The organism is Methanolobus halotolerans (genome assembly GCF_004745425.1).
Classification (GTDB): Archaea; Halobacteriota; Methanosarcinia; order Methanosarcinales; family Methanosarcinaceae; genus Methanolobus; species Methanolobus halotolerans.
Genome location: NZ_PGGK01000013.1, coordinates 17,507 through 43,361, shown reverse-complemented (window position 1 = coordinate 43,361; position 25,855 = coordinate 17,507). Strand labels below are relative to the sequence as shown.

The 25,855-nt window shown below is 43.0% G+C and carries 27 protein-coding genes; 17 read left to right on the top strand and 10 right to left on the bottom strand.

All coding sequences use genetic code 11. The features are described from left to right. The first annotated feature begins 89 nt into the window (after positions 1–89). The 12 genes from CUN85_RS10645 to CUN85_RS10590 all read left to right on the top strand — a co-directional run bounded on the left by CUN85_RS10645 (position 90) and on the right by CUN85_RS10590 (position 9,917). Positions 90–1,142, top strand: a complete 1,053-nt coding sequence (locus CUN85_RS10645) for an L-threonylcarbamoyladenylate synthase (RefSeq protein ID WP_135390302.1) — start codon at positions 90–92, stop codon at positions 1,140–1,142. A 10-nt stretch (positions 1,143–1,152) separates the two neighbouring features. Continuing rightward, complete coding sequence (locus tag CUN85_RS10640; RefSeq protein WP_135390301.1) at positions 1,153–1,383, top strand: hypothetical protein; 231 nt, start codon at positions 1,153–1,155, stop codon at positions 1,381–1,383. Positions 1,384–2,702: 1,319 nt separating this feature from the next. Next, complete coding sequence (locus CUN85_RS10635; protein WP_205804432.1) at positions 2,703–2,927, top strand: winged helix-turn-helix domain-containing protein; 225 nt, start codon at positions 2,703–2,705, stop codon at positions 2,925–2,927. A gap of 263 nt (positions 2,928–3,190) precedes the next feature. Beyond that, complete coding sequence (locus CUN85_RS10630; RefSeq protein WP_135390300.1) at positions 3,191–3,937, top strand: ABC transporter ATP-binding protein; 747 nt, start codon at positions 3,191–3,193, stop codon at positions 3,935–3,937. Further along, the gene (locus CUN85_RS10625; RefSeq protein WP_135390299.1) at positions 3,916–5,139 is read left to right on the top strand and encodes a SufB/SufD family protein; all 1,224 of its coding nucleotides are present in this window, start codon (positions 3,916–3,918) and stop codon (positions 5,137–5,139) included. The genes CUN85_RS10630 and CUN85_RS10625 overlap by 22 nt, the downstream gene beginning before the upstream one ends. Before the next feature lie 35 nt (positions 5,140–5,174). Then, positions 5,175–6,038, top strand: coding sequence for a hypothetical protein (locus CUN85_RS10620; RefSeq protein ID WP_135390298.1), 864 nt, complete (start codon positions 5,175–5,177; stop codon positions 6,036–6,038). A 268-nt stretch (positions 6,039–6,306) separates the two neighbouring features. Then, positions 6,307–6,663 (top strand): 50S ribosomal protein L7Ae, encoded by a 357-nt coding sequence (rpl7ae, locus tag CUN85_RS10615; protein WP_135390297.1) that lies wholly within the window; start codon positions 6,307–6,309, stop codon positions 6,661–6,663. A 22-nt stretch (positions 6,664–6,685) separates the two neighbouring features. After that, positions 6,686–6,901 carry a 30S ribosomal protein S28e gene (locus CUN85_RS10610; protein WP_135390296.1) on the top strand — a complete coding sequence of 72 codons (216 nt, stop codon included), beginning with the start codon at positions 6,686–6,688 and terminating at the stop codon, positions 6,899–6,901. Between the two features lie 5 nt (positions 6,902–6,906). Then, entirely contained in the window at positions 6,907–7,095 is a 189-nt protein-coding gene (locus CUN85_RS10605; protein ID WP_135390295.1) for a 50S ribosomal protein L24e, read from the top strand. A gap of 13 nt (positions 7,096–7,108) precedes the next feature. Beyond that, positions 7,109–7,558 carry a nucleoside-diphosphate kinase gene (gene ndk / locus CUN85_RS10600; protein ID WP_135390294.1) on the top strand — a complete coding sequence of 150 codons (450 nt, stop codon included), beginning with the start codon at positions 7,109–7,111 and terminating at the stop codon, positions 7,556–7,558. Between the two features lie 100 nt (positions 7,559–7,658). Next, entirely contained in the window at positions 7,659–9,434 is a 1,776-nt protein-coding gene (infB, locus tag CUN85_RS10595; RefSeq protein ID WP_135390293.1) for a translation initiation factor IF-2, read from the top strand. Positions 9,435–9,503: 69 nt separating this feature from the next. Continuing rightward, complete coding sequence (locus CUN85_RS10590; RefSeq protein WP_135390292.1) at positions 9,504–9,917, top strand: 30S ribosomal protein S6e; 414 nt, start codon at positions 9,504–9,506, stop codon at positions 9,915–9,917. A gap of 132 nt (positions 9,918–10,049) precedes the next feature. Here CUN85_RS10590 and CUN85_RS10585 read toward each other — a convergent pair whose 3' ends face one another. From CUN85_RS10585 to ala, 7 genes are all read right to left on the bottom strand, one after another. Then, entirely contained in the window at positions 10,050–11,354 is a 1,305-nt protein-coding gene (locus tag CUN85_RS10585) for a COG1470 family protein (RefSeq protein WP_135390291.1), read from the bottom strand. A 250-nt stretch (positions 11,355–11,604) separates the two neighbouring features. Beyond that, entirely contained in the window at positions 11,605–12,012 is a 408-nt protein-coding gene (locus tag CUN85_RS10580; protein ID WP_135390290.1) for a pyridoxamine 5'-phosphate oxidase family protein, read from the bottom strand. Positions 12,013–12,157: 145 nt separating this feature from the next. After that, positions 12,158–12,751: a pyridoxal 5'-phosphate synthase glutaminase subunit PdxT gene (gene pdxT, locus CUN85_RS10575; RefSeq protein WP_135390289.1), complete on the bottom strand. Its 594-nt coding sequence runs from the start codon at positions 12,749–12,751 to the stop codon at positions 12,158–12,160. Between the two features lie 35 nt (positions 12,752–12,786). Further along, entirely contained in the window at positions 12,787–13,683 is an 897-nt protein-coding gene (gene pdxS / locus CUN85_RS10570; RefSeq protein ID WP_135390288.1) for a pyridoxal 5'-phosphate synthase lyase subunit PdxS, read from the bottom strand. Positions 13,684–13,775: 92 nt separating this feature from the next. Continuing rightward, positions 13,776–16,289 carry a DNA gyrase subunit A gene (gene gyrA, locus CUN85_RS10565; RefSeq protein ID WP_135390287.1) on the bottom strand — a complete coding sequence of 838 codons (2,514 nt, stop codon included), beginning with the start codon at positions 16,287–16,289 and terminating at the stop codon, positions 13,776–13,778. Between the two features lie 11 nt (positions 16,290–16,300). After that, positions 16,301–18,205: a DNA topoisomerase (ATP-hydrolyzing) subunit B gene (gyrB, locus tag CUN85_RS10560; protein ID WP_135390286.1), complete on the bottom strand. Its 1,905-nt coding sequence runs from the start codon at positions 18,203–18,205 to the stop codon at positions 16,301–16,303. A gap of 367 nt (positions 18,206–18,572) precedes the next feature. After that, complete coding sequence (gene ala / locus CUN85_RS10555) at positions 18,573–19,562, bottom strand: alanine dehydrogenase (protein ID WP_328591269.1); 990 nt, start codon at positions 19,560–19,562, stop codon at positions 18,573–18,575. A gap of 119 nt (positions 19,563–19,681) precedes the next feature. On the opposite strand from ala, the gene CUN85_RS10550 reads away from it, so the two are divergent. The 3 genes from CUN85_RS10550 (at position 19,682) to CUN85_RS10540 (ending at position 21,974) form a co-directional block, all read left to right on the top strand. Continuing rightward, positions 19,682–20,599, top strand: coding sequence for a hypothetical protein (locus tag CUN85_RS10550; protein ID WP_135390285.1), 918 nt, complete (start codon positions 19,682–19,684; stop codon positions 20,597–20,599). A gap of 112 nt (positions 20,600–20,711) precedes the next feature. Next, positions 20,712–21,356, top strand: a complete 645-nt coding sequence (locus CUN85_RS10545) for an NAD(P)H-dependent oxidoreductase (protein ID WP_135390284.1) — start codon at positions 20,712–20,714, stop codon at positions 21,354–21,356. A gap of 141 nt (positions 21,357–21,497) precedes the next feature. Next, positions 21,498–21,974, top strand: coding sequence for a hypothetical protein (locus tag CUN85_RS10540; RefSeq protein ID WP_135390283.1), 477 nt, complete (start codon positions 21,498–21,500; stop codon positions 21,972–21,974). A 53-nt stretch (positions 21,975–22,027) separates the two neighbouring features. Here the strand turns inward: CUN85_RS10540 and CUN85_RS10535 are convergent, their stop codons facing one another. Then, on the bottom strand, positions 22,028–22,399 hold the full coding sequence (locus CUN85_RS10535; RefSeq protein ID WP_135390282.1) for a response regulator: 372 nt from the start codon (positions 22,397–22,399) through the stop codon (positions 22,028–22,030). A gap of 306 nt (positions 22,400–22,705) precedes the next feature. Here CUN85_RS10535 and CUN85_RS10530 point away from each other — a divergent pair, with 306 nt between their 5' ends. Then, complete coding sequence (locus CUN85_RS10530; RefSeq protein ID WP_135390281.1) at positions 22,706–23,908, top strand: hypothetical protein; 1,203 nt, start codon at positions 22,706–22,708, stop codon at positions 23,906–23,908. On the opposite strand, the gene CUN85_RS10525 is transcribed toward CUN85_RS10530, so the two are convergent. Beyond that, positions 23,905–24,324: a hypothetical protein gene (locus CUN85_RS10525; protein WP_135390280.1), complete on the bottom strand. Its 420-nt coding sequence runs from the start codon at positions 24,322–24,324 to the stop codon at positions 23,905–23,907. The two genes, CUN85_RS10530 and CUN85_RS10525, sit on opposite strands and share 4 nt — an antisense overlap. Positions 24,325–24,778: 454 nt before the next feature. On the opposite strand from CUN85_RS10525, the gene cutA reads away from it, so the two are divergent. Further along, the gene (gene cutA, locus CUN85_RS10520; protein WP_235856298.1) at positions 24,779–25,108 is read left to right on the top strand and encodes a divalent-cation tolerance protein CutA; all 330 of its coding nucleotides are present in this window, start codon (positions 24,779–24,781) and stop codon (positions 25,106–25,108) included. On the opposite strand, the gene CUN85_RS10515 is transcribed toward cutA, so the two are convergent. Continuing rightward, positions 25,109–25,624, bottom strand: coding sequence for a J domain-containing protein (locus CUN85_RS10515; RefSeq protein ID WP_135390278.1), 516 nt, complete (start codon positions 25,622–25,624; stop codon positions 25,109–25,111). Positions 25,625–25,855: the final 231 nt, after the last annotated feature.

Genomic DNA, 25,855 nt, shown 5'->3' with positions numbered 1-25,855 from the left:
AGTTAATGCAGATAATTGTCCGTTCATTCCGATCAAAGTGTATCCAGAGGATACAATCGACTTCAAACCTCTCGAAAGAACCACCATGCATGACATTTAAAACACGTATATTACATACAGATAAAGACAACTTCAGGGAAACTGTCGGCGAGGCCGCTGAAATGATCAAGAAAGGAGGAACGGTTGCCTTTCCGACTGAAACCGTTTATGGTCTCGGAGCAGATGCAGTGAATCCTGCTGCCGTAAAAGCTGTTTTCAGAGCAAAGGGGAGGCCTGCGGACAATCCCCTGATAGTACATGTTGCTTCAAAGGAACAATGTGAAGAACTTGCAAGCACCATTCCTGAAAAAGCATATACACTCATAGATAGATTCTGGCCCGGACCCTTAACACTGATACTGGAGAGAAAGCAAATAGTTCCGGATATCACAACTGGCGGGCTGGACACTGTAGCTTTGAGGATGCCTGACAACAGGATTGCCATGGAACTGATCAGAATTTCCGGAAGACCACTTGCAGCACCCAGTGCAAATCTTTCAGGAAGGCCAAGCCCGACAACCGCAGAGCATGTCATTGCTGACCTTGACGGCCGCATTGATGCTATTATTGACGGCGGGGCCGTAAGAGTCGGGGTTGAATCCACTGTCATCGACATGACCTCCGAACCACCGGCCATACTCAGGCCAGGCATAGTATCCCGGAATGATATTGAAAGGGAAATTGGCAGGATATGCATAGGTTATGAGGATAAAATCCACCAGGATATAGAAAAGGTTCGTTCACCCGGCATGAAATACACCCATTATTCACCTGACGCCATTGTGATCCTGCTGGAAGGAAGCAATGAAATGGTTATTTCAAAGATACAGGAAATGCTTTATGACTTCAGATCCAGGGGTGCTAAGGTCGGACTGCTTTTAACAGGTGAGAGTAATGAAGTCCTGGAAGGGGACGAAGAATTCCTGCTGGGTAAAAAGGACAGACCATCAGAGTTAGCATTTAACCTGTTCTCAGGATTAAGATATCTGGACGAAAAGAAAGTGGATGTCATACTGGCAGACGGATCTTTCAGTCACAGTGGTGTAGGAGCTGCTGTCAGGAACCGACTGCGTAAAGCTGCAGAGATGATAATAAAGATGTAAAGTGAACCACATGAAAAAAGAGAAAAAGGAAACACTTCAGCAACGGCAGGGAAACCTTGCCATACTCCACAGGAATAAGAAATTGCTGAAAATCAATGTGATTATATTAAGTATCGGGCTTGCACTTTCCTATCTGGGACAGGATAAGTTCGGTGAACCCTTATTGTGGCTAGGCATAGTGGTTTTTACCTACACCCTGGTAACCAACTACATAGCCAGGTCAGCATTGAAAAAACTCTGATACTCATTGTACGAGTCAATTGCATAAGAACAGCTCGCTTACAATAACAGTTGTACGAAACGAATATATGAGCCTTTTAAGTAAAGTGTTTTAGGAACTATCTTTCCTTAGGTTTTATTTATGAATGTAACAAAGTTAAATTGGTGGTCAATATCAGTATCTAAGAGAACTTAGTTTACATTACCACCAAGTACCACCTTGCCTGAAAAAGGAAAGAGTCGGGAGTTGGAAACTGATCTGCAATCACGAACATCAGTTTCCTTTTCCCCCATTTTTGCATTTGATCCAGGAGAATACTGCCCTGCCTGCAGTTAAACAAACAATTACTTTTCACTATTAAAGAGAACACTTATATACATATCCCATTGAACTGCGACATGAACTCTAGAATACAAATTCCTGTACCCACGATTATCCATCTCCATACACAATATAACTAAAATTGTAAAAGCTATAATCAGTATGCTTTTTACTAATGGATTATTATTTACATCGTTAAATATTGGAAACTGTGTGCCCTGTTTCTAATTACCCCGGAGAGATCTTATAAAAATAATAGTATAAGTAGCTAACATACAGCCTTCACTCATGCTGATTTGAATTAAGATATGCTTAAACAAGTATAGTTAGTAATAATGTTCCTTAACTTAGTTATGAAAATAAGTTTCTTACCTTTTTATAATGCCATACCCCATATTCTCTATCGGGGTTGTCAAGGAATTAGTCCAGAACAACTGGATTCGGCAGAGTTCCTGTTTACAAAGTTGGTCAGACCGGGTCGCGGAATTCTACCACTAACCAGGATGTTTTGTGAATAATATATGAGTACGATTATGACTGCGGCAGAACTATGATATCTGGAGAAAAACTACAGTGTACCTGAAGTTGTTTCCGGATATAGAAAGTAATATTTGAATTGTTAAAAGCAGTACATCCTCAGGAATGAGAATTTACAGCCATTTCATAGCAGATCTTGCTTTCAAGAAAAAAGCGGCTTGCAGGAAAACAGGACAATACACCTGTTAAGGGGAAACAGATGTTAATGCCTGAAAAGCAGCATAAACACACTAACCACAAGTAAATCGTTAGTGGGATATCCCAACAGTATTCGGCATAGTAATAATTGAAATGTTAGCACTATTTGGTGTTTATATAGAACGGGGAAAGATAGAGACGCATAAATACCAGGAGTTAGAATTTTCAACTTTTAACTTTTAGTGTCGGCCAAGCCAGGCGTCAAACATTTCTGAGGCTGTCACCTCCTGAAAACGGTTAAACACGTATCTCAAGATGTAAATGTGACCGGAGATGTGATTATCATGAGAAGAAGTAGAACTGCAATCAGTGTGGAGATATTGAGAGCTGCCATGGAAGGGGCTAAAAAAACACACATCGTTTATCGTGCGAATCTGAACTTTGAAGTTGTGAACAGATACCTTGCCATGTTAGAGGAAAAGGGACTGATAGAGAAAAAAGAGAATCTGTATATAACAACTGAAAAAGGAAAAGAGTTTCAGGAAATAGCAAGAGAACTGGGATTATAATCTTTATACGTTTGTTTATTACTTTAGCCGATGACCACTAAACATAGCACAATCCAACATGAACAGTTTTAAGCTGATCAGGAACACGTCAGCAGAATATGCCAGCTTATAGACATTCTGTCAAAAACACCCTCAGCTGTTTTTATAATAGAGCATTGTTTGCGATTCTCAATAAGTTTTTAAGTTATAGCAGTATTTAGGATACTAGTTTAATTATACTATATTATCCTTGCATAACTTAAACTGATAGGGAGAGCATGCCTATGCTGGAGATCAATAATCTAACTGTTGAAGTCGGAGGTCGCAGAGTATTAAAAGGTGTAGACCTGCATGTGGAAGCTGGCCACACCAACGTTCTGTTCGGACCTAATGGAGCAGGCAAGTCCGTACTTCTTATGACACTGATGGGATTCAGTGGCTATAAGGTCATAGAAGGAGAGATCATCTTTAAAGGAGAGGACATAACTAACTTGTCTGTTTCTCAAAGAGCACAGATGGGCATGGGCATCATGAGCCAGAGACCCCCAAACCTGAATGGTGTCAAACTCCATGATCTTCTGGATGTTATAGCAGAAGACCTCAAGGAAACGGAAGAACTGGCCGAATCAGTAGGCATGATGAACTTCTTTGAAAGAGATATTAATGTAGGGTTTTCCGGCGGGGAAATTAAAAGATCGGAGCTTCTGCAGCTCTCAGCACAGAACCCTGACTTCCTGCTGCTTGATGAACCGGAATCAGGTGTTGATCTTGCAAGTATTGAACTGCTGGGGACAACAATCAATAAACTGTTAAAGAAAGATTGTAAGTGTCCGGGTGAAAGATGCAAACATGGTAAATCCGCACTTGTCATCACGCATACCGGGCAGGTTCTTGATTATCTTGAAACTGACAGAGCTTATATTCTTTGCAACGGCACCGTGATGTGTTCGGGAAATCCACGTGAGATGCTGACCGAGATAAAGGAACAGGGGTATGAGGAGTGTATCAAATGCAAACTGATGGAGATATGAGAAAGAAGGTTAAAGATGCCCTCAAAAAAAGTGCCATTTACGGAGAGGATTTCAATCTTGAGGAATACGGTGTTGCCACATCTGACGTCCAATCTGCTGAAGACTTAAAAGAGCTAAACGAAGAGGATCAGAGAACACTTCTGAACGTTGGTTTCACTCCCGGAGAAGATAACAGGTCAGGCAGCCTGATCATGGTCGATAACGCCATTACTCATACGTCTCTTCGCGACAAGGAAGTCGTTGAACTTATGTCCCTGAAGGATGCATTGAAAGCACACAGCTGGTTAAAGGACTATGCCTGGAAACTAGTAAAACCGGATGCTGACAAGTATACTGCAATGAGCTACCTCCAGGAATCCGATGGTTATTTCATCCGTGCCCCTGCTGGCAAGAAATCAAAAATGCCAGTCCAGACATGCCTTCTTATCGGTTCAAAGCAGGTTTCACAAACAGTACATAACATAGTCATTGTAGAAGAAGGAGCAGAACTTGATGTGATAACGGGTTGCTCAACAAAACACGGGATTGAAAAGGGGCTTCATCTCGGCATCTCAGAGATGTACGTGAAAAAAGGTGCAACACTGAACTTCACTATGATCCACAACTGGGCCGAGCAAATAGGCGTGAGGCCAAGGACGGTGGTGCATGTCGAGGAAGGTGGCACATACATAAGCAACTATGTGACCCTCAAGCCCGTAAAGTCCATCCAGTCGTACCCCACGGTCATACTGGAAGGCAAGGGTGCATTTGCAAGACTCAATACTATTGCTGTTGCACATCCGGGCTCAGAACTTGATCTGGGAAGCAGGGTTATCTTCGAAGCAGAAGGAACATCAGCAGAACTCATCTCAAGAACCATTACAACAGGCGGAGTATCTATTGCAAGGGGTGAGATGATCGGCAATGCCAATGGTGCCAAGGGACACCTGGAATGTCACGGCCTCGTACTTGGCGGAGGCACACAAAGAGCAATACCTATCCTTGAGGCAAATGTAGAAGATATAGAATTGTCCCATGAAGCAGCAGTCGGACGAATTGCACGTGAACAGATCGAATATCTGATGGCTCGTGGCCTGTCCGAGGAAGACGCGGTCGGTATGATAGTAAGAGGTTTCCTTGATGTAGGTATACAGGGAATTCCAGATGAATTGAGGGCGGATATCGATGAGACAATTGCAAAGATAGGAGAAAATGCAATTTAACTCTTAAATATTTTACATTATAAAAGAGGATTTAAATGAATACTAAATATGTAGCTATTTTTCTGGCAGTCATTATGCTAATGTCAATCGGGACATTCTTTTTCAGCGGCCCGTTGAGTAATAACGACCAGGATGATAATGGTGCCGGAGATCCAGCGGATGCACCGGGATTTGAGACCATCCCCGGAACAAGGATGCAACATGAACTGGATTCTGTGCTTGACGGATTGGAAATGACACCACAGGGCGTATCAGTCGCCTCATATGTGGATTATTCAAGGGTGTATAACACCCCGCTTCAAATAATGGCACCGAACATAACTGAAATCTATTCAATCTATAATACCATGATAATGCAAAGGTATTCTGCATACAGTGCGACAGGAGATTTTGCTTTTGAAGCACATACCATATCCCCTGAGGTGATCAATTTCGAGTACATGCTTACAGAGGATTCATATAACGGGTACTATATGCTGTCCCGTGGCGGAGAACTGTATAATGTTGTAGGCACACCTATGTTACTTGGCTCCAGGAATGACCTTGAAAATGTCATCGATGTCAAATCAGGAACTGCCAACAGTTCAACTGATTTTGAGAGGATACTTTCCTATGTTGAACCCGGGGCGGAGTACTCGACACTTGTGATAGGTGACGGCCCGGTGGAGCAATATTATCTGGAATACAGAGACATGAATGACGGCAACTATTCAAGGACAGAGGTCTTTGTCGAACCGGATCAAAGCCTTCTTGACAACATAAGTGCCATGGAAGCAAACAGTACCGACCGGAATCTGTACTACAACACGACCACTTATGGAGATGAAAATGTTACAAAGGTCGTGATCACAACCAATGCTTCGAATATCTACGGACTTATACTCGAACAGTTCAGGTGAGATCATCTCAGTCTCACCTTCTTTTTTTGCCACAAGGTTTATACATTAAAACATTGTTGTGGAAACAAATCGCCATTTGCCGAAAGATATATATCCGAATGTAGCGATTGATAGCCATTACTTTGGCATATATTACAGTGTCAGTTATTGATTATTAATTACTAATTAGTAACAATCCATATTGGCCAAATCTGTTCAGACCCAGGTCTGAACTGCAATGAATAATGAAGGACCATGAAAGTACCATGGTTTTGAAGGAGATAATAAAATGGCAGCAAAATTTGACGTTCCAGAAGAATTAGCAAACAAAGCGCTTGAGAGTGTAGAACTTGCAAGAGACACAGGCAAACTGAAAAAAGGTACAAACGAAGTCACAAAAGCAATTGAAAGAGGTATCACAAAGCTTGCTGTGATTGCAGAGGATGTCAGTCCTGCTGAAGTTATTGCCCACATCGCACCACTCTGTGAAGAGAAGAACACACCTTACATCTTTGTAAAGGAACAGAAGGAACTTGGTGCAGCCTGTGGCATAGGTGTTGCCTGTGCAGCTGTCGCAATCGTTGATACCGGCAAAGGCAGCGGACTTGTTGAAGATATTGCACAGAAAGTAAGTGCATTGAAATAATACTGATACATGAGGTATCGTTATGGCAGATGAAGATACAGGCTATGCGGCTGAAGTCATTGATGTTATCGGAAATACCGGTATGCATGGTGAAGCCAGCCAGATACAGTGCCGTGTGCTTGAAGGACGCGACAAGGGTCGTATTATCACCCGTAACTGTGTCGGTCCGATCAGAATCGGTGATATATTGATGTTAGTAGAAACATCAAGAGAAGCAAAGAAACTGACCACAAGGTGATCATAATGGAACAAAGAAAGTGTTCTTTTTGCGGTAATTTCCTTGAAGCCGGAACCGGCAAGCTCTTTGTAAAGAAGGACGGATCCACATACCTTTTCTGTTCTTCAAAATGCGAGGGCAACTTTGAACTTGGAAGATTACCAAGGCGTACTGTCTGGACCGAGCAGGGCCGAATACACTTGAAGAAGGCATGATCGGGTGTCGTGCATGGAACAGACATACATTATGATTAAACCCGACGGAGTGCAGAGAGGACTCATCGGGGAGATCATATCAAGGATAGAGAAACGCGGCCTGAAGATATCGGCAATGAAACTGAATGTGATGAGCGAGGAAAGTGCAAAAGAGCACTACAAAGAGCATGCTGAAAAGCCGTTCTTTGGTACCCTCATTGATTATGTTATATCAGGACCATCGGTTTCAATGGTGGTTGAAGGAAAGGATGCCATCACCATCATGCGTGCCGTAAACGGTGCAACCAATCCAGTGAATGCACTTCCGGGCACGATCAGGGGAGACTTCGCGATTGAAACCGGCAGAAATGTAGTTCATGCTTCCGACTCTCCCGATTCGGCCAAGCGCGAGATCTCAATCCACTTCAAGGATTCGGAGATCACCAGCTATTCGAAGATCGACGAGGTTTGTCTCTACGAATGATGAAAAAGAATTTTCGGGAACTCAATTTTCAGAAAAGGATTTTCCGGGAATATCTTCTAAAGACAGGTTATCCAAAGTGATTCGTTCTTGAGGTATTGCAATGGCAGTTAAACAGGATTTACGTACACCAATAGTATCTGTGATGGGACATGTGGATCATGGAAAAACGACCTTGCTTGACAGGATACGAGGTAGTACCGTAGCAGAGGGGGAAGCAGGAGCTATTACTCAGCACATCGGTGCAACCGAGGTTCCCATAGATACCATCGTCAGTAAATGTGGCAATCCTGCACTAAGGGATAAATTCATGGTACCGGGGCTTCTTTTCATTGACACTCCCGGACACCATGCATTCACATCACTAAGAAGTCGTGGAGGAGCACTTGCTGATTTGGCGATAGTTATCGTTGATATTAACGAAGGTTTCATGCCACAGACAATCGAGAGCCTTCAGATACTCAAGAGGTTCAAGACCCCTTTTGTCGTTGTAGCTAACAAGATCGACAGGATACACGGCTGGGAGCCACAGAAGAATGCTCCCTTCATAGTGTCCTATAATAAACAGAGCGAGCGTGTAAAGACCGAACTTGACAGGAAGTTCTATGAGGTCGTAGGCGAGCTTTACAATGCAGGCTTCAACTCAGAAAGGCATGATCGGGTCAGCGATTTCCAGCGCAATATCGGCATAATTCCCATAAGTGCTGTTACAGGAGAAGGTATTGCTGATGTTTTGATGGTGCTTCTCGGGCTTGCCCAGAGATTCCTTGAAGGCAATCTGCATTATGATGCCAGCGTACCCGGAGTCGGAACCGTTCTGGAAGTGAAGGAAGAGAAAGGACTGGGGGCTACTATAGATGTCATCCTTTATGACGGCAACCTGAAAAAAGGAGACATGATAGTTGTCGGCAGCCTTGGCAAACCTTTGCATACCAAGGTCCGTGCCCTGTTAAAACCTCGTCCTCTTACGGAGATCAAATCCGAGGAAAAGTTCCAGCAAGTGCAGTCTGTGACAGCGGCGATCGGTGTTAAAATATCAGCGCCTAATCTTGACAGTGCTCTTGCCGGATCCCCTGTGAGAGTCGTGACACCCGAAACCGTTGATGCTATTTCTGAAGAGATACTTAATGAACTGGAGGAAGTCCAGATAGACACGGATGCTCTGGGAATAACCATAAAGGCAGATACAATAGGTTCTTTGGAAGCGCTTGTAAACGAGCTTAAGAAAGAGAAGATACCTATACGGAAAGCAACTGTAGGAGATATTTCCCAACGCGATGTCGTAGAGGTTGCGGCAATAGAGGATCCATTCTATAATGTGATCATAGGTTTCAATGTGAAGGTGCTTCCCGATGCAAAGGACAAGGTTCAGAGCACCGAGATCAAACTCTTCCTTAGCGATGTGATCTACAGGCTTATCGATGACTACAAGGACTGGGCAAAAGAGCAGAAAGAACTAACCGAGAAAGAGATGACTGAACACATCACTAAGCCGGGAAGATTCCAGATACTGCCAAACTGCACGTTCAGGCAAAGCAAACCTGCGGTTGTGGGTGTGAAGATCATCGGCGGAGTAGTAAGGACAAACGTTGATGTCACCACAGCTGACGGAACAGTGGTAGGTAAGGTCAAAGGTCTCCAGTTAAGAGGGGATAACATCTCCGAAGCCAAAGTTGGCATGGAAGTTGCCGTTGCACTCGAGGGCCCGACTGTCGGAAGGCAGATAAAAGAGGAAGACACTCTTTTTGTGAACGTGCCCGAAAGACATGCAAAAGTCCTTGAAAATGAAATTTTCGACTCATTAAAGGCAGATGAACTGGAAACCCTGGAAGCATTTCTTGAGATCAAAAGGAAAGGTAATCCTTTCTGGGCAAAATGAGATCAGGAAAGCAGGATTCATGAATATCATATAAATACTAACGGAAAATAGAGTTAAAGGAGAATTAATATGGCAGATTTCAAAGTTGTGGTATCAGACCCCAAAACAAAAGCATATCAATTCGATGTCACCGGAGCAGAAGCTAACAGATTGGTCGGTAAATCCATCGGCCAGACTGTTGATGGTGAAATCGTCGGATTACAGGGATACACATTGAAAATAACAGGCGGCAGCGACAAGAGTGGAATGGTCATGAGACCTGACATGCCCGGCCCTAAAAGGCAGAAGGTACTTGTTGCAACCGGTGTTGGCTACTCACCCGTATCAAACGGCGTACGCCGCAGAAAGATGATGCGCGGAAGGGAAATTGCACCCGACATCGTGCAGGTAAATGCTGTTGTTGTTGAATACGGAGACAAGTCAATTGAGAAGATCCTTGGCGGCGAAGAAGAAGTAGCCGAAGAAGCAACGGCAGAAGAGTGAGTGTATCACTCTTTTAGCCGGATCTTTTTTATAAATACAATATCCGTTATCCAAGTCTGGATCTGATACACCCCAAGTACCAAACTTCATATTTATGATCTTTTCTTTACTCGTTTTGTTAAAATAAAATTTTCACAGGATCTTGTGAATTCCCATGGCGATCGGTTCTTTGTGACAGGTGATACCATTTACGTCAAATGAAATGTTCAGGTTCCCAAGATCGATATTTCCACCCGTTCTCGGCCGGATGGAAAGGGAAACATAGCGGGATGCACCCGGACTGATATCAGGAATCGATACTACAGGCGAATCACATTCTATCTGTGAAGAGAAACAGTTTGTAAAACGCAGATTGGAAAGTGGGATATCAGAGTGATTTTCAACAGTTATACCAATGGTGGCGGGGACCTCTTTATAGAAATTGTCCGGGACATTCAGCTTGACATCAAGCTCCGGAACTCTTATTTTATGTTTTCCGAGATCCACAGGCCCTACATAACATTCATTCCCATTAGCATGGAACCTTATATTGAAGTAGCCGATACTTGCCTCATGAAGGGTCGTCGGGACAACGTTAAATGACAGAGACCTGACAGAACCCGGTCCGATATTAGCCAGCATAAAACCTGAAGAATCAAAGCCGATGCCTTTTGAGAAGAAACATTTGACGTTAAGACCGGTCAGTGCCATTTGAGAATTGTTCTTCAGGGTTATATAGAAGGGAGTAGCATGTCCGAATTTAAGAGTATCGGGAACTTCAGTACTGATATCCAAATACGAACAGGAAACTTCATGAGTTCCCAGGGAAAAAGGTTCTTTCCTGAACTCTTTCCCTTTCATCTCAAAATAAAATTCTACAAGACCCATATCCGCCTTTCCGGCACACAGCGGGACAAAGGCAATTGAGACCGATTTGGATGTTCCGGGTTTCAGAAGACCAAGAGATACCTGGGGAGAATCACACCGCACACACTCCGGGAAGATCGTCCGTATCCAGATATTCTCTATCTCATATCTGGCAGGATTGCTGATCTGGAAAGACACGGAACTCCCCATTCCAAGCTCCATTCTGGGAGGAAGGTTGAAATCGATCTTGACGGACTCATATGCCTGTATCTCTTTGTGTCTGCGTTTTTTAGCTCCCGCAGTTAGATCATATATCCAGAGCAGATAAACGGGAATGTAAGGGACAAGGATGGATATTGCGGCAGGCAGGACAAAAGAAGGCACTCCGGGATAAGTAAAAATGTGTAAATATGTTTGCAAACCCGCAATTGCCGAAATCTCATAAGCTTTTCCAGAGGAGATAAATGCAGCCCATAATATCCATACCACCAGATAAAGCTGAAACAATATCCCGATCATCCCACCTGATCTGTTCAGCAGAACATGAGGAAAGGACCTTATAATACCTGTAATAAGTTCCAGTAATCTCATTTTATCACATTTCTATGAAAGCCAATAATAAAAATATGTCATATATTACATATATATTATATTTAAACTAATATGGTGACGTGATTTTAATATCCATTCAGCACAGAAATTAAGCTGGAAAAAAGGTCGAAGCCGCATTTAGGACATACTCCCAAAGCCTGTAATCTATATAGTCTGAAATAATACTACAACCAAGATAATTAATTAATAAAGAAAATAAAGAAATAAGTAAATGGAAGTTTATCCGGAATCAGAGTAACTTCTTCCCCGCATCAGGTCCGCTTTTGCATTCAAATACATCCGTGATCTTCATCTTCACAAGATATCTTGCAGGAAAGCGGTCACTTTTTGCTTTTACCATCTTCCGCATCTCGTCATATTCTTCACCACGGTCAACGATTTTAATGTCGCCTTTTATCTGGAAGCACCCGTTTATTTCAGGTCCCCAGATATAGATGGCACCCTTCGGGTTTGCCCTGAGGTTCTCCATTGTCTTGAGGAAGAAATTGTCAACGATCCAGATCGTTTCAGCATCTTCCTGAAGGATACACATACCTATAGGGATAACGTTTGGTACGCCGTCGTTTGAAGCGGTTGCGAACGGGAATATCTTCATCTTTGCAAATTCTTCTTTCATCTCATCTGTCAATTTGACCATTGATATCACCTCTGCATGTAAAAATAAAGGATACAAATAATCTACACACCAATGAAGTTTAAACTTTTTCATCAATGTTGACCATATAAATAAAAATTAGGAAAGAAGCAAAATAACTGATAATCAAAATAAATTGAAAATGATATCAGAATATCTTATCAAGGAAGTACTGATGCACCCTTGTGTCATACGTGAGCTCCGGATGAAAAGCAAGTACCAGGATATTACCCTGTTCGGCGGCCACGATCATGCTATCGATCTTTGCCAGAACAGTGACATCCTTTCCGGAATCCACAATTCCCGGTGCCCTGATGAATACGGCATTGTACGGAGTGTCCAGAAACGGAAGTTCAAGTTCCGTCTCGAAAGAATCGCGCTGTCTTCCGAAAGCATTTCTATTGACCTTTGTATCCATAAGACCAAGAAGATGCTGATGTGTTCTTGCCACCTGTTCATCACCCTCTTTTGCAAGCAGAATAAGACCTGCACAGGTGCCCATTATGGGTTTACCGGCATCCTTCATTTCCAGGACCTCATCTGCGATACCCTCACGTATCAGCAGTTTTCCAAGCGTAGTACTCTCCCCGCCCGGGAGAATAAGCCCGTCACATTCCGGAACGATGCCTTTATGTTTGATAGTGATGATCTCAGCCTCTTCACCACGTTCTACCAGTGCTCTTTCAAGAGCGTCCACGTGTTCGGAAACATCACCCTGAATGGCAATTACACCAATTCGCATAAGATCCCTTATTTAAAAAAGGATAAGGGATGGGATTACCATCCACGGTTCTGTAAAACCTGTTCTTCAGGAATAGTATCAACGCTGATACCTTTCATGCCTGAGCCAATACCCCTTGATATCTTAGCAAGCACTTCGGGATTATCGTAGTTGTTTACAGCCTCAACGATAGCTTTTGCCATCTTTTCAGGGTTCTCTGCTTTGAATATGCCCGAACCGACGAAAACACCGTCTGCACCCAGGCGCATCATAAGTGCTGCATCCGCCGGTGTTGCAACACCGCCTGCTGCGAAGTTGACAACAGGGATACGCTGCATTTCTGCAGTTTCAATTACAAGTTCTATCGGAGCTTCAATGGTACGAGCTACAGCAATGATTTCCTCTTTGGTCATGCCTTTAAGTGCACGTACCTCTCCGTGGATCTGCTTCATATGCTTCACTGCCTCACTCACATCACCTGTTCCTGCTTCTCCTTTTGTACGGATCATAGCAGCACCTTCATTGATCCTGCGAAGTGCCTCACCAAGGTTCCTTGCACCACAGACAAAAGGAACTGTGAACCCTGTCTTGTCAATATGGTACTTGTTGTCTGCAGGTGTGAGTACTTCGGACTCATCAACCATGTCAGCTCCGAGAGCCTGCAGGATCTCGGCCTCTACAAAGTGGCCGATACGGGCCTTTGCCATAACTGGAATGGTCACGGTTTCAATGATCTCAGCGACCATTTGGGGGTCTGCCATCCTTGCAACGCCGCCTTCTTTCCTGATATCTGCCGGTACTGCCTGTAAAGCCATAACTGCAACAGCACCTGCTTCTTCTGCTATGCGGGCCTGCTCCGGTGTTGTAACATCCATTATTACACCGCCTTTCTGCATCTTTGCAAAGCCGCGCTTTATAAGCTCGGTACCATGTCTTAATTTTTCAAGTTCCATTATATCATCCTGATAATTATTTTGATAATTGTTTTGAATTGCTTTCTGATTTATAGACTATTAAATATGGTTAATGCTTAAAAGCATTTACATCAGTCTTCGTCTATCCTTATCCTTGCTACTCCGACAACTTTGTCACCGGGACGCACATTCATGATCTTGACCCCCTGGGTATTGCGGCCCTGAATGCGTATGTCCTTAACGGGTATACGGATAATTATACCTTCCGAACTGGTCAGCATGATTTCATCATCATCTTTTACAGACTTGACATTCATGACCGGGCCGTTACGCATACTGGTCACTATAGTAATGACTCCCCGACCACCCCTGCGCATGGTCCGGTATTCTCCAAACTCGGTCCTCTTACCAAATCCGTTCTCCGTTACCGTGAGAAGCGTTGCTGTCCCGTCTACAATGTCCAGACTGACCACAGAATCGCCGGACTCTAGCTTCATTCCCCGGACACCATGTGCACCCCGGCCCATCGGGCGTACATCTTTCTCAGAGAACCTGATCGCCTTGCCGTGTCTTGAAACAAGCACGATTTCCTTTGAACCGTCTGTCAGTGCAACATTAAGCAGTGCATCATCCTCATCCAGTTTCAGTGCGATAATACCACCTTTTCTGGGATTACTGAAATCAGAGAGCTGGCTCTTCTTAACAACACCCATACGGGTTGCCATGAAAAGATAGTTATCCTCTACAAATTTGCTCACAGGTATCATCGCAGTAACTAACTCACCCTCGCCCAGTTCTAGAAGATTTACGATTGCCTTACCACGGGACTGTCTGCTGCCTTCGGGTATTCCGTACACCTTCTGCCAGTGCACCCTTCCCTTGTTAGTGAAAAACAGGATATAATTATGTGTTGATGCCACAAATATATCCGTCACGAAGTCCTCGTCCTTCATATCCATACCTATGATACCCTTACCGCCCCTGTGCTGTTGGGAGTATGTTTCTACAAGAAGACGTTTTATGTAGCCACTATTGGTAATGGTCACAACCACATCCTCGTCAGGTATAAGGTCCTCGTCCTCCATCTCTTCATGGGTTCCGTTGATCTGAGTTCTTCTTTTGTCCCCGAAACGTTCCTTCAGGTCATTAAGCTCGGATACGATGATCGAATACTTGATTTCATCGCTTGCAAGAATCTTCTCCAATTCTGCGATCAGTTTGATAAGTCCGTTGTACTCGTCCTCAACCTTCTGCCTTTCAAGACCTGTAAGTTTCTGCAGGCGCATGTCAAGGATGGCTTTTGCCTGTACTAAGTCAAGACCGAATTGCTCGATAAGTCCGTTACGTGCAGTTTCCACATCATTTGAGGACCTGATCAGAGATATCACTGCATCCAGGTGATCCAGGGCAATCTTCAGGCCCCTCAGGATGTGTGCTCTTTCCTCAGCTTTGTTAAGCTGGTACTGAGTACGTTTCTGGATAATATCTATACGGTGTTCGAGATATATCTGTAATATTTCCTTCAGACCCAGCTCTCGTGGAATATCATCCACCAGAGCAAGGTTGATGATACCAAAGGTTGTCTGCATCTGAGTATGTTTGTAGAGCTGGTTGAGCACAACATTGGGATTTGTGCTGCGGGTGAGCTCAACCATTATACGTATACCATCACGATCAGATTCATCACGCAGGTCAGAGACGCCTATTATCTTCTTCTCCCGAACAAGCAAAGCAATATTCTCAATGAGTCTGGACTTGTTGACCTGGTAGGGAATCTCAGTAACAATTATGGCATACTTGTCCTTTTTGATCTCCTCGATCTCTGCCACGGCTCTAAGCTGTACCCGTCCCCGCCCTGTTTCATAGGCTTCCCTGATGCCCTGTGTTCCAAGTATAGTAGCACCTGTAGGGAAATCAGGGCCCTTGATGAACTGCATGAGTTCAGAAACCGTAGCATCGGGATTATCAATGAGCATTAGTGTGGCGTCAATAACCTCGGTCAGATTATGAGGGGCCATATTGGTCGCCATACCGACTGCTATACCTGTTGAACCGTTAATGAGCAGGTTTGGCAATTTTGCCGGAAGCACAGTCGGTTCTTCCAGCGAACCGTCATAATTGGGCCTGGTGGAAACTGTTTCTTTATCGATATCTATAAGCATCTCATCTGTGATCTTATCCATGCGTGCTTCGGTGTAACGCATGGCAGCAGCAGAATCACCATCAATAGAACCGAAGTTACCCTGACCGTCAATGAGCGGATAACGCAGGGAGAATTCCTGCACCATTCTCACAAGTGATTCATAGACTGCAGTATCACCATGTGGGTGATATTTACCGAGAACATCTCCCACTACACGAGCAGACTTCTTGTAAGCCTTGTCATGAGTGATTCCAGCTTCCTTCATTGCATAAAGTATCCTGCGGTGTACAGGCTTCAGGCCGTCCCTCGCATCAGGCAAGGCACGGCTCACAATGACACTCATTGCATAGTCCATGAATGATTTCTGCATCTCATCTTCAATGAGAATGGGAACTATCTTTTCGCCTGTTTCTGTGGGCTGGATGTCAAAACCAATTTCATCTTCCGTTTTGTCCGGTGAACCCTCATCCTGAGTATTTTCATTATCTATATTATCTGTCATTTTTGTTCACCTCACACATCCAGATTCGCGACATCCCTTGCATGTGCAGTGATGAAATTCTTACGTGGGGCAACGTCATCTCCCATGAGTACGGAGAACATCTCATCCGCAGCAATGGCATCCTCCATCGTAACCTGCAAAAGAGTGCGTGTTTCAGGATTCATAGTAGTCTCCCATAGTTGTTCGGGGTTCATCTCTCCAAGACCCTTGTAACGCTGGATACCAACATTCTTTTCTCCTATCTCCTTTAGTTTGGCATTCAGTTCCCTGTCGGAATATATGTAATACTCAGCCTTGCCTTTGCTTATACGATAAAGGGGCGGCTGGGCTATGTACACGAATCCCGCATCTATCAGGGGCTTCATGTGCCTGAAGAAGAAAGTAAGAATGAGCGTACGTATATGCGCTCCGTCTACATCGGCATCGGTCATGATTATGACTTTATGATAGCGTGCCTTATCGAGATTGTAGTCATCACCTATGCCAGTCCCCATGGCCGTGATAAGGGAAAGGATCTCATTATTCTTCAGCACCTTTGCAAGACGTGCCTTTTCAACATTGATGATCTTACCCCTGAAAGGCAAGATTGCCTGGTACTTACGATAACGTCCCTGCTTTGCAGAGCCACCTGCAGAATCACCTTCCACGAGGTATACTTCACATAAGGAAGGATCCTTCTCAGAACAATCTGCAAGCTTTCCCGGCAGTGTGCTCACATCAAGAGCACTCTTTCGCCTTGTAAGTTCTCTGGCCTTCTTTGCAGCTTCTCTTGCACGCTGTGCATCCAGTGCCTTCTGGAGAATAGCCGTGGCAACCTTAGGATTCTCTTCAAGATACTCGGAAAGACCTTCCGAAACCATGGATTCCACAATTCCCTTGACCTCGCTGTTCCCGAGCTTAGTCTTGGTCTGTCCCTCGAACTGAGGCTCTGTCAGCTTGACACTTATAATGGCTGTAAGACCTTCACGTATGTCCTCGCCTGAAAGTTTATCATCACCCTTTGACATTTTGTTCTTTCTTATATAATCGTTTGCAACCCTTGTCAGGGCAGCCTTGAAACCAACCAGGTGAGTGCCACCTTCATGCGTGTTGATGTTGTTTGCAAAAGAATATACATATTCAGCATAGTTGTCGGTATACTGCATCGATATCTCGACTGCAGTACCTTCCTTCTCACGCTCGAAGTAAATCGGTGAATCATGTAGTGCATTACGATTATGGTTCAGGTATTCCACAAAAGACTTTATCCCCCCGTCATAATGGAAGGTTTCCTGCTGTGATTCACCCATCCGCAAGTCGGAAATAGTTATTGTGATACCTTTGTTAAGGAATGCAAGTTCACGAAGCCTTATCACTAGTGTCTCATAAACGAATTTAGTGGTTTCGAATATCATTGGGTCCGGCATGAATGTAACTTTTGTACCGGTACCATCCGTTTCACCGATCTCGATCACATCATCCATCGGCTTACCACGTTCATACCGCTGGAAGTAGGTCTTTCCATCACGTTTGATCTCAACCTCCAGCCATTCAGAAAGTGCGTTGACGACAGAAACACCCACACCATGAAGGCCTCCGGAAACCTTGTAGGTATCTTTATCAAACTTCCCGCCAGCATGGAGGATTGTCATAACCACCTCAAGTGCAGATTTTTTGTACTTGGAGTGCATCTCCACAGGAATACCACGACCATTATCCTGCACTGTAATAGTGCCTTCAGGATTTATTGTCACATCGATTTCGGAACAGTATCCTGCCAGCGCCTCATCAATACTATTATCAACAACTTCATATACCAGGTGATGCAGGCCCCTGCCATCGATACTACCTATATACATACTGGGTCTCTTGCGGACAGCTTCAAGTCCCTCAAGAACCTGAATGTTGCTTGCATCATAGCCCTGTTTTTCTACCATATCTACTACGTCTCCCTAACAAAATTATTAAAAAATATGCCATTAATGTTCAAAATGTATACTCGTTCATTCCCTCAAACTCAGTCAAAGAAATATTTATTTCAATTCTCTTGTTTCATTTTTCTTAAGAAAATTCTCTGCCCTCATATATGCATTCATGCTTATTAAATGTTTATATAAATCTGTTTAAAAAAAAAATTGAACATGAACAGAGGATAAGACCATGCATTCCTGTTGCAGATTTGACCAGAAAGGCCATCCAAATTGATTTTTATTAAATATATAAGGAGTTATTAGATATTTTCGCGATAATAAATATATTAAGTTTACCTTTTACTGTTCTTGTAGTTTATCTTTTGTATTTCTTTTAAAACAATCCAAGCTTCTCTCCAATACCTTTTTCCAGAGATTTCTCATAAACCATGTCGGCAGTCACGAGATCCTGTATAGCAAGGCCTGTAGAGTCAAATATGGTGACCTCCTCATCGGATTCCCTTCCGGGTTTTATACCTGCGACCACCTCCCCAAGCTCGGCATATATATCGGCTTCGTAAAAGACACCGGTGGATATAGGCACGTTCACCTCACCCGAATGGGATGCCTGAACGATGTCATCCACGACTACCTTTGACTTTTTGAGCAAGGATGGTCCCAGTTCCTGCTTTCCGGAAGCATCGGCACCTATAGCGTTGATATGCGTGCCTTCCTGCACCCATTCGGAATCTATGATCGGGCTTCTAACCGGCGTGGTTGTGACAAGGATATCGCAATCACATACTTCCTTAATGCTGTCCTTGCTGGTAATATCGCAATTTACGACAGGATGCATCTTCTTTTCAAATGCAATACATCTTCCGGATTTCCTGCATGTGATCTTCACTTCCTCAATATCCATAACTTCTGAAAGGGCAAGTAACTGAGTGTGTGCCTGGTCCCCCAGACCCACCATCCCAACCACCTTTGAATCCGGACGAGCCAGATACTTTGCTGCAACCCCGCCTGCAGCACCGGTTCGCATATCTGTCAGGTAACTACCATCCATCACTGCCAGAGGCGCTCCGGTCTCGGTGGAATTGAGTACGACCACAGCCATGACAGTAGGAAGTCCCTTTTCCCTGTTATCAGGGTGCACATTGACTATCTTAACGCCTGCAATATCCTTCCCTTCCATAAAAGAGGGCATCGTGCGAAGGTCTCCATTATGCTCCTTAAAGTAAAGATAAGATTTCGGAGGCATTTGAACCTTCTTGAGTCCATGTTCCCTAAAGCCCGATTCCACTGCAAATAACGCTAAAGGCATGTCAAGAACACTCTTTACATCTGATTGGTCCAGCCATAATATTTCTATGAATATCACTCCTCAAAACAAGTCTTGGAAATTAAAACATCATAGGATAAAACCTTAGGGATTTACTCATGAAATACGAACATGAATATATAATATAAATTTATATATATATATATTAAAGAGAGATTATGGAAGACCATCCAGCCAGAATCACGAAACAAGAAGTTCATGAGCTGCTGAATAAAGGTAATGAGCTTCTGAATATACTTGAGCAAAACTACGCCTGGAACTCAAAGGAGTATGCCAGGAATCGAAGTCGTTTTATTTCAGCATACACAAAGTGGTATAAACTATCACTGGCAGTAATCCGTAACCTTAGCCCGGACACATCTAAAAGGTTCCAAAACCTTTTCAGCACCAACAAACGCTCAGAAATAAACGAGTATACATATACAATCCAGGACTACATACACGGTTCTTATCTTGAGAGCGGACCAAGGAACTATACAGATGAAGTGACCTCCAGAAAACTGAAAGAACAGATGGAGATTCTCAGACATACATCTGCACGTATAGATGAGTTCTCTTTCGATCTTGAAAAATTTGTCAGGATAAATCCTATATATTCTAACCAGGATTCGTTCAAGACAACTGACACAAGGGAGATTCTGCATATTGACATGGATGAAGAGCACTACAACAGCTTGAAAACTGAAATCAACTCAACCTTCAGACTTGGGCTGTTCATCAGTACGTTCTTACTTTCAAAAGAACTCATAGAGAATCTCCTTATAGACATACTTCGGCTCATCTTCCCGCCTACATCCGAGGAAAACATTTCCCTGTACTTTGATATAAGCAACAAGGATTTCAAAGACATGAACAATCTTCTGCATACCATCACCGAAAAGAGAACAAAATTAGCTTCCAATGGTATTGATATCGATGAGATCCTCATGATACTTGAACGTATGAAATCGGAGGATCGGCCTACATCTCATTCCAAAATAAAAATTCCGGACCGTGAAGATATCCAGAGTTACAGAGTCGGTGAGACTGTTGAAATGCTTCTGTTGATGAAACAGACATTAATACAGAAAAACTAATTCAGAAAAAACTTTTTTGAATCATTTCCTGCAGGGATAAGCGTCTGCCGGATTCACCCATTGTGCCCAAATAGATATATAAGACTAATTCAGAAAATAAATGGGGGTTATTATGAATATATTATATGTCTTTGCGCATCAGGAACCAAGATCCTTTAATTCCACTTTGAAAGAGGCAGCCATAGCTTCTCTTGAGAAAGAGGGCCACAGTGTAAGACTTTCAGATCTTTATGCAATGGGCTTTAAGCCGGTCCTTGACAGGACGGACTTTATGCAGCCTAAGAGAACAGATGTTTTTAATCCTTTTATGGAACAGATGAACGCCAGCAAAAACGACACTTTTGCACCTGATATCATGGTAGAAATGAATAAAGTAAAATGGGCCGATCTCCTGGTCTTCCAGTTCCCCATATACTTCACAAGCATGCCTGCCATCATGAAAGGATGGATAGACAGGATATTTGCTCCCGGATTTGCATTTAACCCTGCAACACAGAATGCCTATGATACCGGCCTGCTCAAAGGAAAAAGAGCGATGATCGTGACCAGCACGGGGGCTGAGCAATCCTGGTACTCCAGGGAGGGTCAGCACGGAGATATCCATGAACTGCTTAGATATATCACACACTGTACACTTGAGTTCACAGGACTTGAAGTACTGCCGTCGCATATTGTATTCGGAGCAAGCAAGATGTCGGAAGAGAGGGTTAAAGAGGAAACAAGCAAGTACGTGGAAAAGCTCAAGTCATTCACATAAGAAAATGCCTGATTGCAAAAACCAGAAACCTGTTCTCAACTGAAGGTATCAGACTGAAGACTTCAACTCAATTTGTAGCTTAAGCAAGAAATTTATACAAAGGTGACATGTTCTATCTGATAAGTATGAAGAGGGAGGCCTATGAATAACAGTGGAGGTACAGTTATGGGTTTAATGGTCCTGATCACCATAGTCATAGTGACCATAGCAACATTTTCACTCGGATGCACGGAAGAAACGGCAAATGGTGGCACAGGGGGAAACAACATCAACAACAGCAGTAATGATTACACCTATGACGATGCTGGTGTCGAAGAAGTTGAAGTAATGGTCCTCGAGTCTTTTCCGGTACAGGTAAGAGCTGTCGCAACTGGATATCATCCAGATGGCTGCACGGAAATAGACGAAGACAATACAACAATTGAAAGGGATGGAAATACTTTCAACGTAAATCTCAGAACGATACGCCCCAGAGATGCTATCTGCACCCAAGCTCTCGTGCCGTTCGAACAGACGATCGATCTTGACGTGTATGGTCTTGAGAAAGGCATATATACAGTAAACGTGAACGGTGTTGAAGAGACCTTTGAACTGACAGCCGATAATATAATATCTTGATAATATTTCAAATATAGCTTACCTGTTATTTATAGGCAGGTTTGGATATGTAATTAGTTGAGATTGCCCAGATAGAAGTGCAGTTTCTCCCTGAAACCTTTGATATCTATTGGCTTTGAAACATAATCAATACAGCCAGCCGATATAAAACGTTCGTCATCTCCACGCATGGAATGGGCTGTGAGTGCTATGACAGGTATATCCCTGGTGGAGTCGTCACTCTTTATCCTGGCGAGCAGTTCAAGACCGTCTATCTTGGGAAGTTGAATATCCAGGAGGATCAGATCTATATCCTCATCCTGTAGCTTTTGAAGGGCAACAAAGCCATCCTCGGCCTGCACGACAGCATAGCCGTATGATTCGAGAAGGTCAACTGTCAATTCCATATTCACAGGGTTGTCTTCAACCACAAGTATCTGTACCATAATCTCAATTCCCTAATTAATAAGTCATTAAATATTACACATGTAGCTCATATTTGAATAGTTCTGCACCCAAAATTATAGCGAGACAGCATTATACTCAATAATATTATATGCTGGTCTTTATATTACATATAGATTTTCATTTGACCGATAAATGCAAAAGTTAGAATACTTTCTATCATAGTATTAAAATCATAAATCATAACAAAATCAAAAGATAAATGCCGGTTCAAAGTGTAAAAGACTTAGTTAAAAACGTGTCGGTAGATTGAAAATGTTTTGAACTCAGTAGGTGCTAATTTAGATATGGATACCAGGATTGCAGAAGAACTTCTCAAGGTCATACAGCAGATACATGCATCCAAATACAGAATAGTACTTTCTGTGACCGGAGGAGGCAGCGGAGCTATCTTTGAATTACTCAGGCACGGCAAAGGTTCGGCTACATTGCTTGAAGCTCTGGTACCTTATGGAAAAAATGCACTTAAATATCTCATTGGCAGAGAACCTGACAGTTACTGCTCGGAGGAAACTGCAAGAGAAATGGCAATGGCCTCATTTGAGCGCGCCCTGAAACTATGCAACAAGGAGGGGAGTACTAACACCGGCAATATCATAGGAATAGGAGTGAGTTGTAAACTTCTCAGAGGAGAGGATGAAAGATATGGAAGGAAACATGAAGTTCATATTGCTTCCCAGTCCTTTTTACAAACAACGGCAACCTGTCTGACCCTTCTGGAAAATAGAAGCAGAGAGGAAGAAGAAGATATTGTTTCTTTATTGATCATCTACAGGATAGCCCAGCTTTGCAAAATAGAGTCAAACGGTATTCGGTCACTTCTTATGATCCCGGAATTCGGTTATATTACGAACAAGATTGCAGAGGTCAGTCCTGATATAGGTTATCTGCTGGTCAATACACTTTTGCAGGAAGAAGCAGAAAAGATATCATTAGGAATCAGCAATCTGCCAGGGAATAATACTTCACACCCCGGGATGATATTTGCGGGTTCGTTCAATCCCTTCCATAAAAAACATGCTGAGATTGCAAGGACGGCATTCAAAAAGTGCGGATTTCCAGTCTGTCTGGAGATATCACTTGCTAATGTAGATAAAACACCCATTGACTTTATTTCCCTGAAGTACAGACTCCATTCTCTTGAGGAGTACATGTCAGAAGAGTTCATGGGAGATGTATATCTTACAAATACCCCTCTTTTTGAAGGGAAGGCGACATTATTCCTTGGATGCTGTTTCCTGATTGGTACCGATACCCTGAACCGGATATTCAATGAGAAATATTACAGGGAAGGCGAGACCAAAGAAAGCCTGCTCGGATACTTTAAGGCAAGAAAAGTGCATTTCCTGGTATTCCAGAGGAAAGATGTTGATTTTGACATAGATGATGATATCCGGAGCATTTGCGAGGTAGTCAAACTCAACGAATATGAAGATGATGGTACCTCTTCAAGGCATATCAGAAAAGGTATGCATAAGACCCGGTTTTAAACATACCTGATGCCGCAGACGCTGTATAGTGAAGGAAAGCCTTTTAGTTCATATGTTTTCATGATGTCCTCATCAAGCGCTTTTGCCAGTTTGCGAAGTATCTCCTGTGACAGGATGACATTCTCAACCTTTATCTTAGTCCAGTTCTCAAACCTGATATCATCAAGCGTCTGCTTTAGAAGAGAAAACTCATCCGGGGAGATGCAGTGATCAAAGCTGATATGATAAGAATCACTGTCACATTCTATACTCGTTCTGGATAACAAGTCCTCAAGTATTTCCCCGCTGAGAACATGATCGAACTTATGTTTTGACGGAACAACAGCTTCATTATGATAGTGGACCTCAGCAAGAAACAGGAATCTATCACAATCACATATCCATTCCCTCAGATTATAGAGCATATTCATTCCCACACCATAATATAGGAGGATTTCAAAATATAAATATCTATTTTACAGTACGAAAAAAGCATACTCCGGCTTAATTTTATGATATGTTAACATTTTTGTATTACATTGGTCGTGAACTGAAAATCGATGTATGCGACGTATGAATTGAGCATACCTCCCTGAGAAAACAGACAAATAAGGATCACATACAATACCTTTGTTTGAAAATATATACCGCAACATGTTTGATGTTTGTAATAGCAAATAATAAACGCCAAACATTGGACCGTGAACAGTAAATCAGATATTTAACAATGAATATACTTGAATATATACTTTATATATTTACACTTTCAATTGGAGATTCCTTAAAAAATCCATTCAGAACAGGGTCTATTCAAAACAGCACTACATCATTCATAAGTACGGATTAATATTAAAAGTGTATATCTCTCTTTAATGTATATGAAAACCCATATTGAGATTATTAACGGTGAATGACATGTTCATTGAGATACATACGACAACAGCAAATGTGGAAGAAGCAAAGAGGATAGCACATACCCTCGTGGAAAAAAGACTCGCAGCCTGCATCAACATTTATCCTGTGATTTCGGTATACAGGTGGGAAGAAAAGATAGAGGAAGACAACGAAATATCACTTTCCATAAAAAGCACATCCCGGAATTTTGAAGAGATCAGGAAAACCATACGATCATTACACAGTTATGATCTTCCGGCCATCGTTTCACGAAAGATGGAAGGAGATCCTGACTACCTTCACTGGGTAGCCGATTCCACAGACTGATCATTTCCTTCCATACAGGAGATACAATATCTCCATCAGGAATATCCATAGCAAGTAGAAGACAAGCAATGTCAGGACCACCCCGATGGTGAGGATTGCAAAATGCAGCACAATCCACAGGATTATTATAATTATCACTGCCTTCAGGAAAAAGCTGACAATCTTGCTTAACGGATTAATATTCCTGTGCTGCTGACTTCTGCCGCCTGAAGTAGAGTGATAGGTCCGGTATGTGTAAGTCCTGTAAGTATAGGTCCGCTGGTCATCATTCCCATAAGTTTTCTGTTGTTGCGTATACCAGATGGGCGCGGATAACCTGCGATCGTACTCAGCTCGCTTCACCGGATCTGAAAGCACACTATATGCCTCGTTTATCTTTTTGGACCTCTCTTCAGCTTCCGGACTATGATTTCTGTCCGGATGATATTTTACCATAAGGTCACGATATCGTTTTTTGATCTCGGTTGCAGAAGCATTCGCCGATGTGCCCAGAGTTGTGTAATAATCAGATCTCATTAAGGCTCTACCCATTCCTTGATTATCATCTATGTTCCCTCATTGAAAGACATAACGTAAATACCGATAAAAATACCGAAATAAAGCAGGAATTATGGACCTGCCTCCCATTAATCATAGTGTGTGCCGGGAATGGTATTTCGATGTTTTCCTTTTTGAATTCTGTGTCTAGTTCCCGGCTGATAACCCGTTATCTCGGAAATGTAGAGGAAGATAGCCTCATTCAGGGAC

Excerpts from the sequence above, each read along its gene's own strand:
- CUN85_RS10645 (WP_135390302.1), top strand. The coding sequence starts at position 90 with ATGACATTTAAAACACGTATATTACATACAGATAAAGACAACTTCAGG.
- CUN85_RS10640 (WP_135390301.1), top strand. The coding sequence starts at position 1,153 with ATGAAAAAAGAGAAAAAGGAAACACTTCAGCAACGGCAGGGAAACCTT.
- CUN85_RS10635 (WP_205804432.1), top strand. The coding sequence starts at position 2,703 with ATGAGAAGAAGTAGAACTGCAATCAGTGTGGAGATATTGAGAGCTGCC.
- CUN85_RS10630 (WP_135390300.1), top strand. The coding sequence starts at position 3,191 with ATGCTGGAGATCAATAATCTAACTGTTGAAGTCGGAGGTCGCAGAGTA.
- CUN85_RS10625 (WP_135390299.1), top strand. The coding sequence starts at position 3,916 with ATGCAAACTGATGGAGATATGAGAAAGAAGGTTAAAGATGCCCTCAAA.
- CUN85_RS10620 (WP_135390298.1), top strand. The coding sequence starts at position 5,175 with ATGAATACTAAATATGTAGCTATTTTTCTGGCAGTCATTATGCTAATG.
- rpl7ae (WP_135390297.1), top strand. The coding sequence starts at position 6,307 with ATGGCAGCAAAATTTGACGTTCCAGAAGAATTAGCAAACAAAGCGCTT.
- CUN85_RS10610 (WP_135390296.1), top strand. The coding sequence starts at position 6,686 with ATGGCAGATGAAGATACAGGCTATGCGGCTGAAGTCATTGATGTTATC.
- CUN85_RS10605 (WP_135390295.1), top strand. The coding sequence starts at position 6,907 with ATGGAACAAAGAAAGTGTTCTTTTTGCGGTAATTTCCTTGAAGCCGGA.
- ndk (WP_135390294.1), top strand. The coding sequence starts at position 7,109 with ATGGAACAGACATACATTATGATTAAACCCGACGGAGTGCAGAGAGGA.
- infB (WP_135390293.1), top strand. The coding sequence starts at position 7,659 with ATGGCAGTTAAACAGGATTTACGTACACCAATAGTATCTGTGATGGGA.
- CUN85_RS10590 (WP_135390292.1), top strand. The coding sequence starts at position 9,504 with ATGGCAGATTTCAAAGTTGTGGTATCAGACCCCAAAACAAAAGCATAT.
- CUN85_RS10585 (WP_135390291.1), bottom strand. The coding sequence starts at position 11,354 with ATGAGATTACTGGAACTTATTACAGGTATTATAAGGTCCTTTCCTCAT.
- CUN85_RS10580 (WP_135390290.1), bottom strand. The coding sequence starts at position 12,012 with ATGGTCAAATTGACAGATGAGATGAAAGAAGAATTTGCAAAGATGAAG.
- pdxT (WP_135390289.1), bottom strand. The coding sequence starts at position 12,751 with ATGCGAATTGGTGTAATTGCCATTCAGGGTGATGTTTCCGAACACGTG.
- pdxS (WP_135390288.1), bottom strand. The coding sequence starts at position 13,683 with ATGGAACTTGAAAAATTAAGACATGGTACCGAGCTTATAAAGCGCGGC.
- gyrA (WP_135390287.1), bottom strand. The coding sequence starts at position 16,289 with ATGACAGATAATATAGATAATGAAAATACTCAGGATGAGGGTTCACCG.
- gyrB (WP_135390286.1), bottom strand. The coding sequence starts at position 18,205 with ATGGTAGAAAAACAGGGCTATGATGCAAGCAACATTCAGGTTCTTGAG.
- CUN85_RS10550 (WP_135390285.1), top strand. The coding sequence starts at position 19,682 with ATGGAAGACCATCCAGCCAGAATCACGAAACAAGAAGTTCATGAGCTG.
- CUN85_RS10545 (WP_135390284.1), top strand. The coding sequence starts at position 20,712 with ATGAATATATTATATGTCTTTGCGCATCAGGAACCAAGATCCTTTAAT.
- CUN85_RS10540 (WP_135390283.1), top strand. The coding sequence starts at position 21,498 with ATGAATAACAGTGGAGGTACAGTTATGGGTTTAATGGTCCTGATCACC.
- CUN85_RS10535 (WP_135390282.1), bottom strand. The coding sequence starts at position 22,399 with ATGGTACAGATACTTGTGGTTGAAGACAACCCTGTGAATATGGAATTG.
- CUN85_RS10530 (WP_135390281.1), top strand. The coding sequence starts at position 22,706 with ATGGATACCAGGATTGCAGAAGAACTTCTCAAGGTCATACAGCAGATA.
- CUN85_RS10515 (WP_135390278.1), bottom strand. The coding sequence starts at position 25,624 with ATGAGATCTGATTATTACACAACTCTGGGCACATCGGCGAATGCTTCT.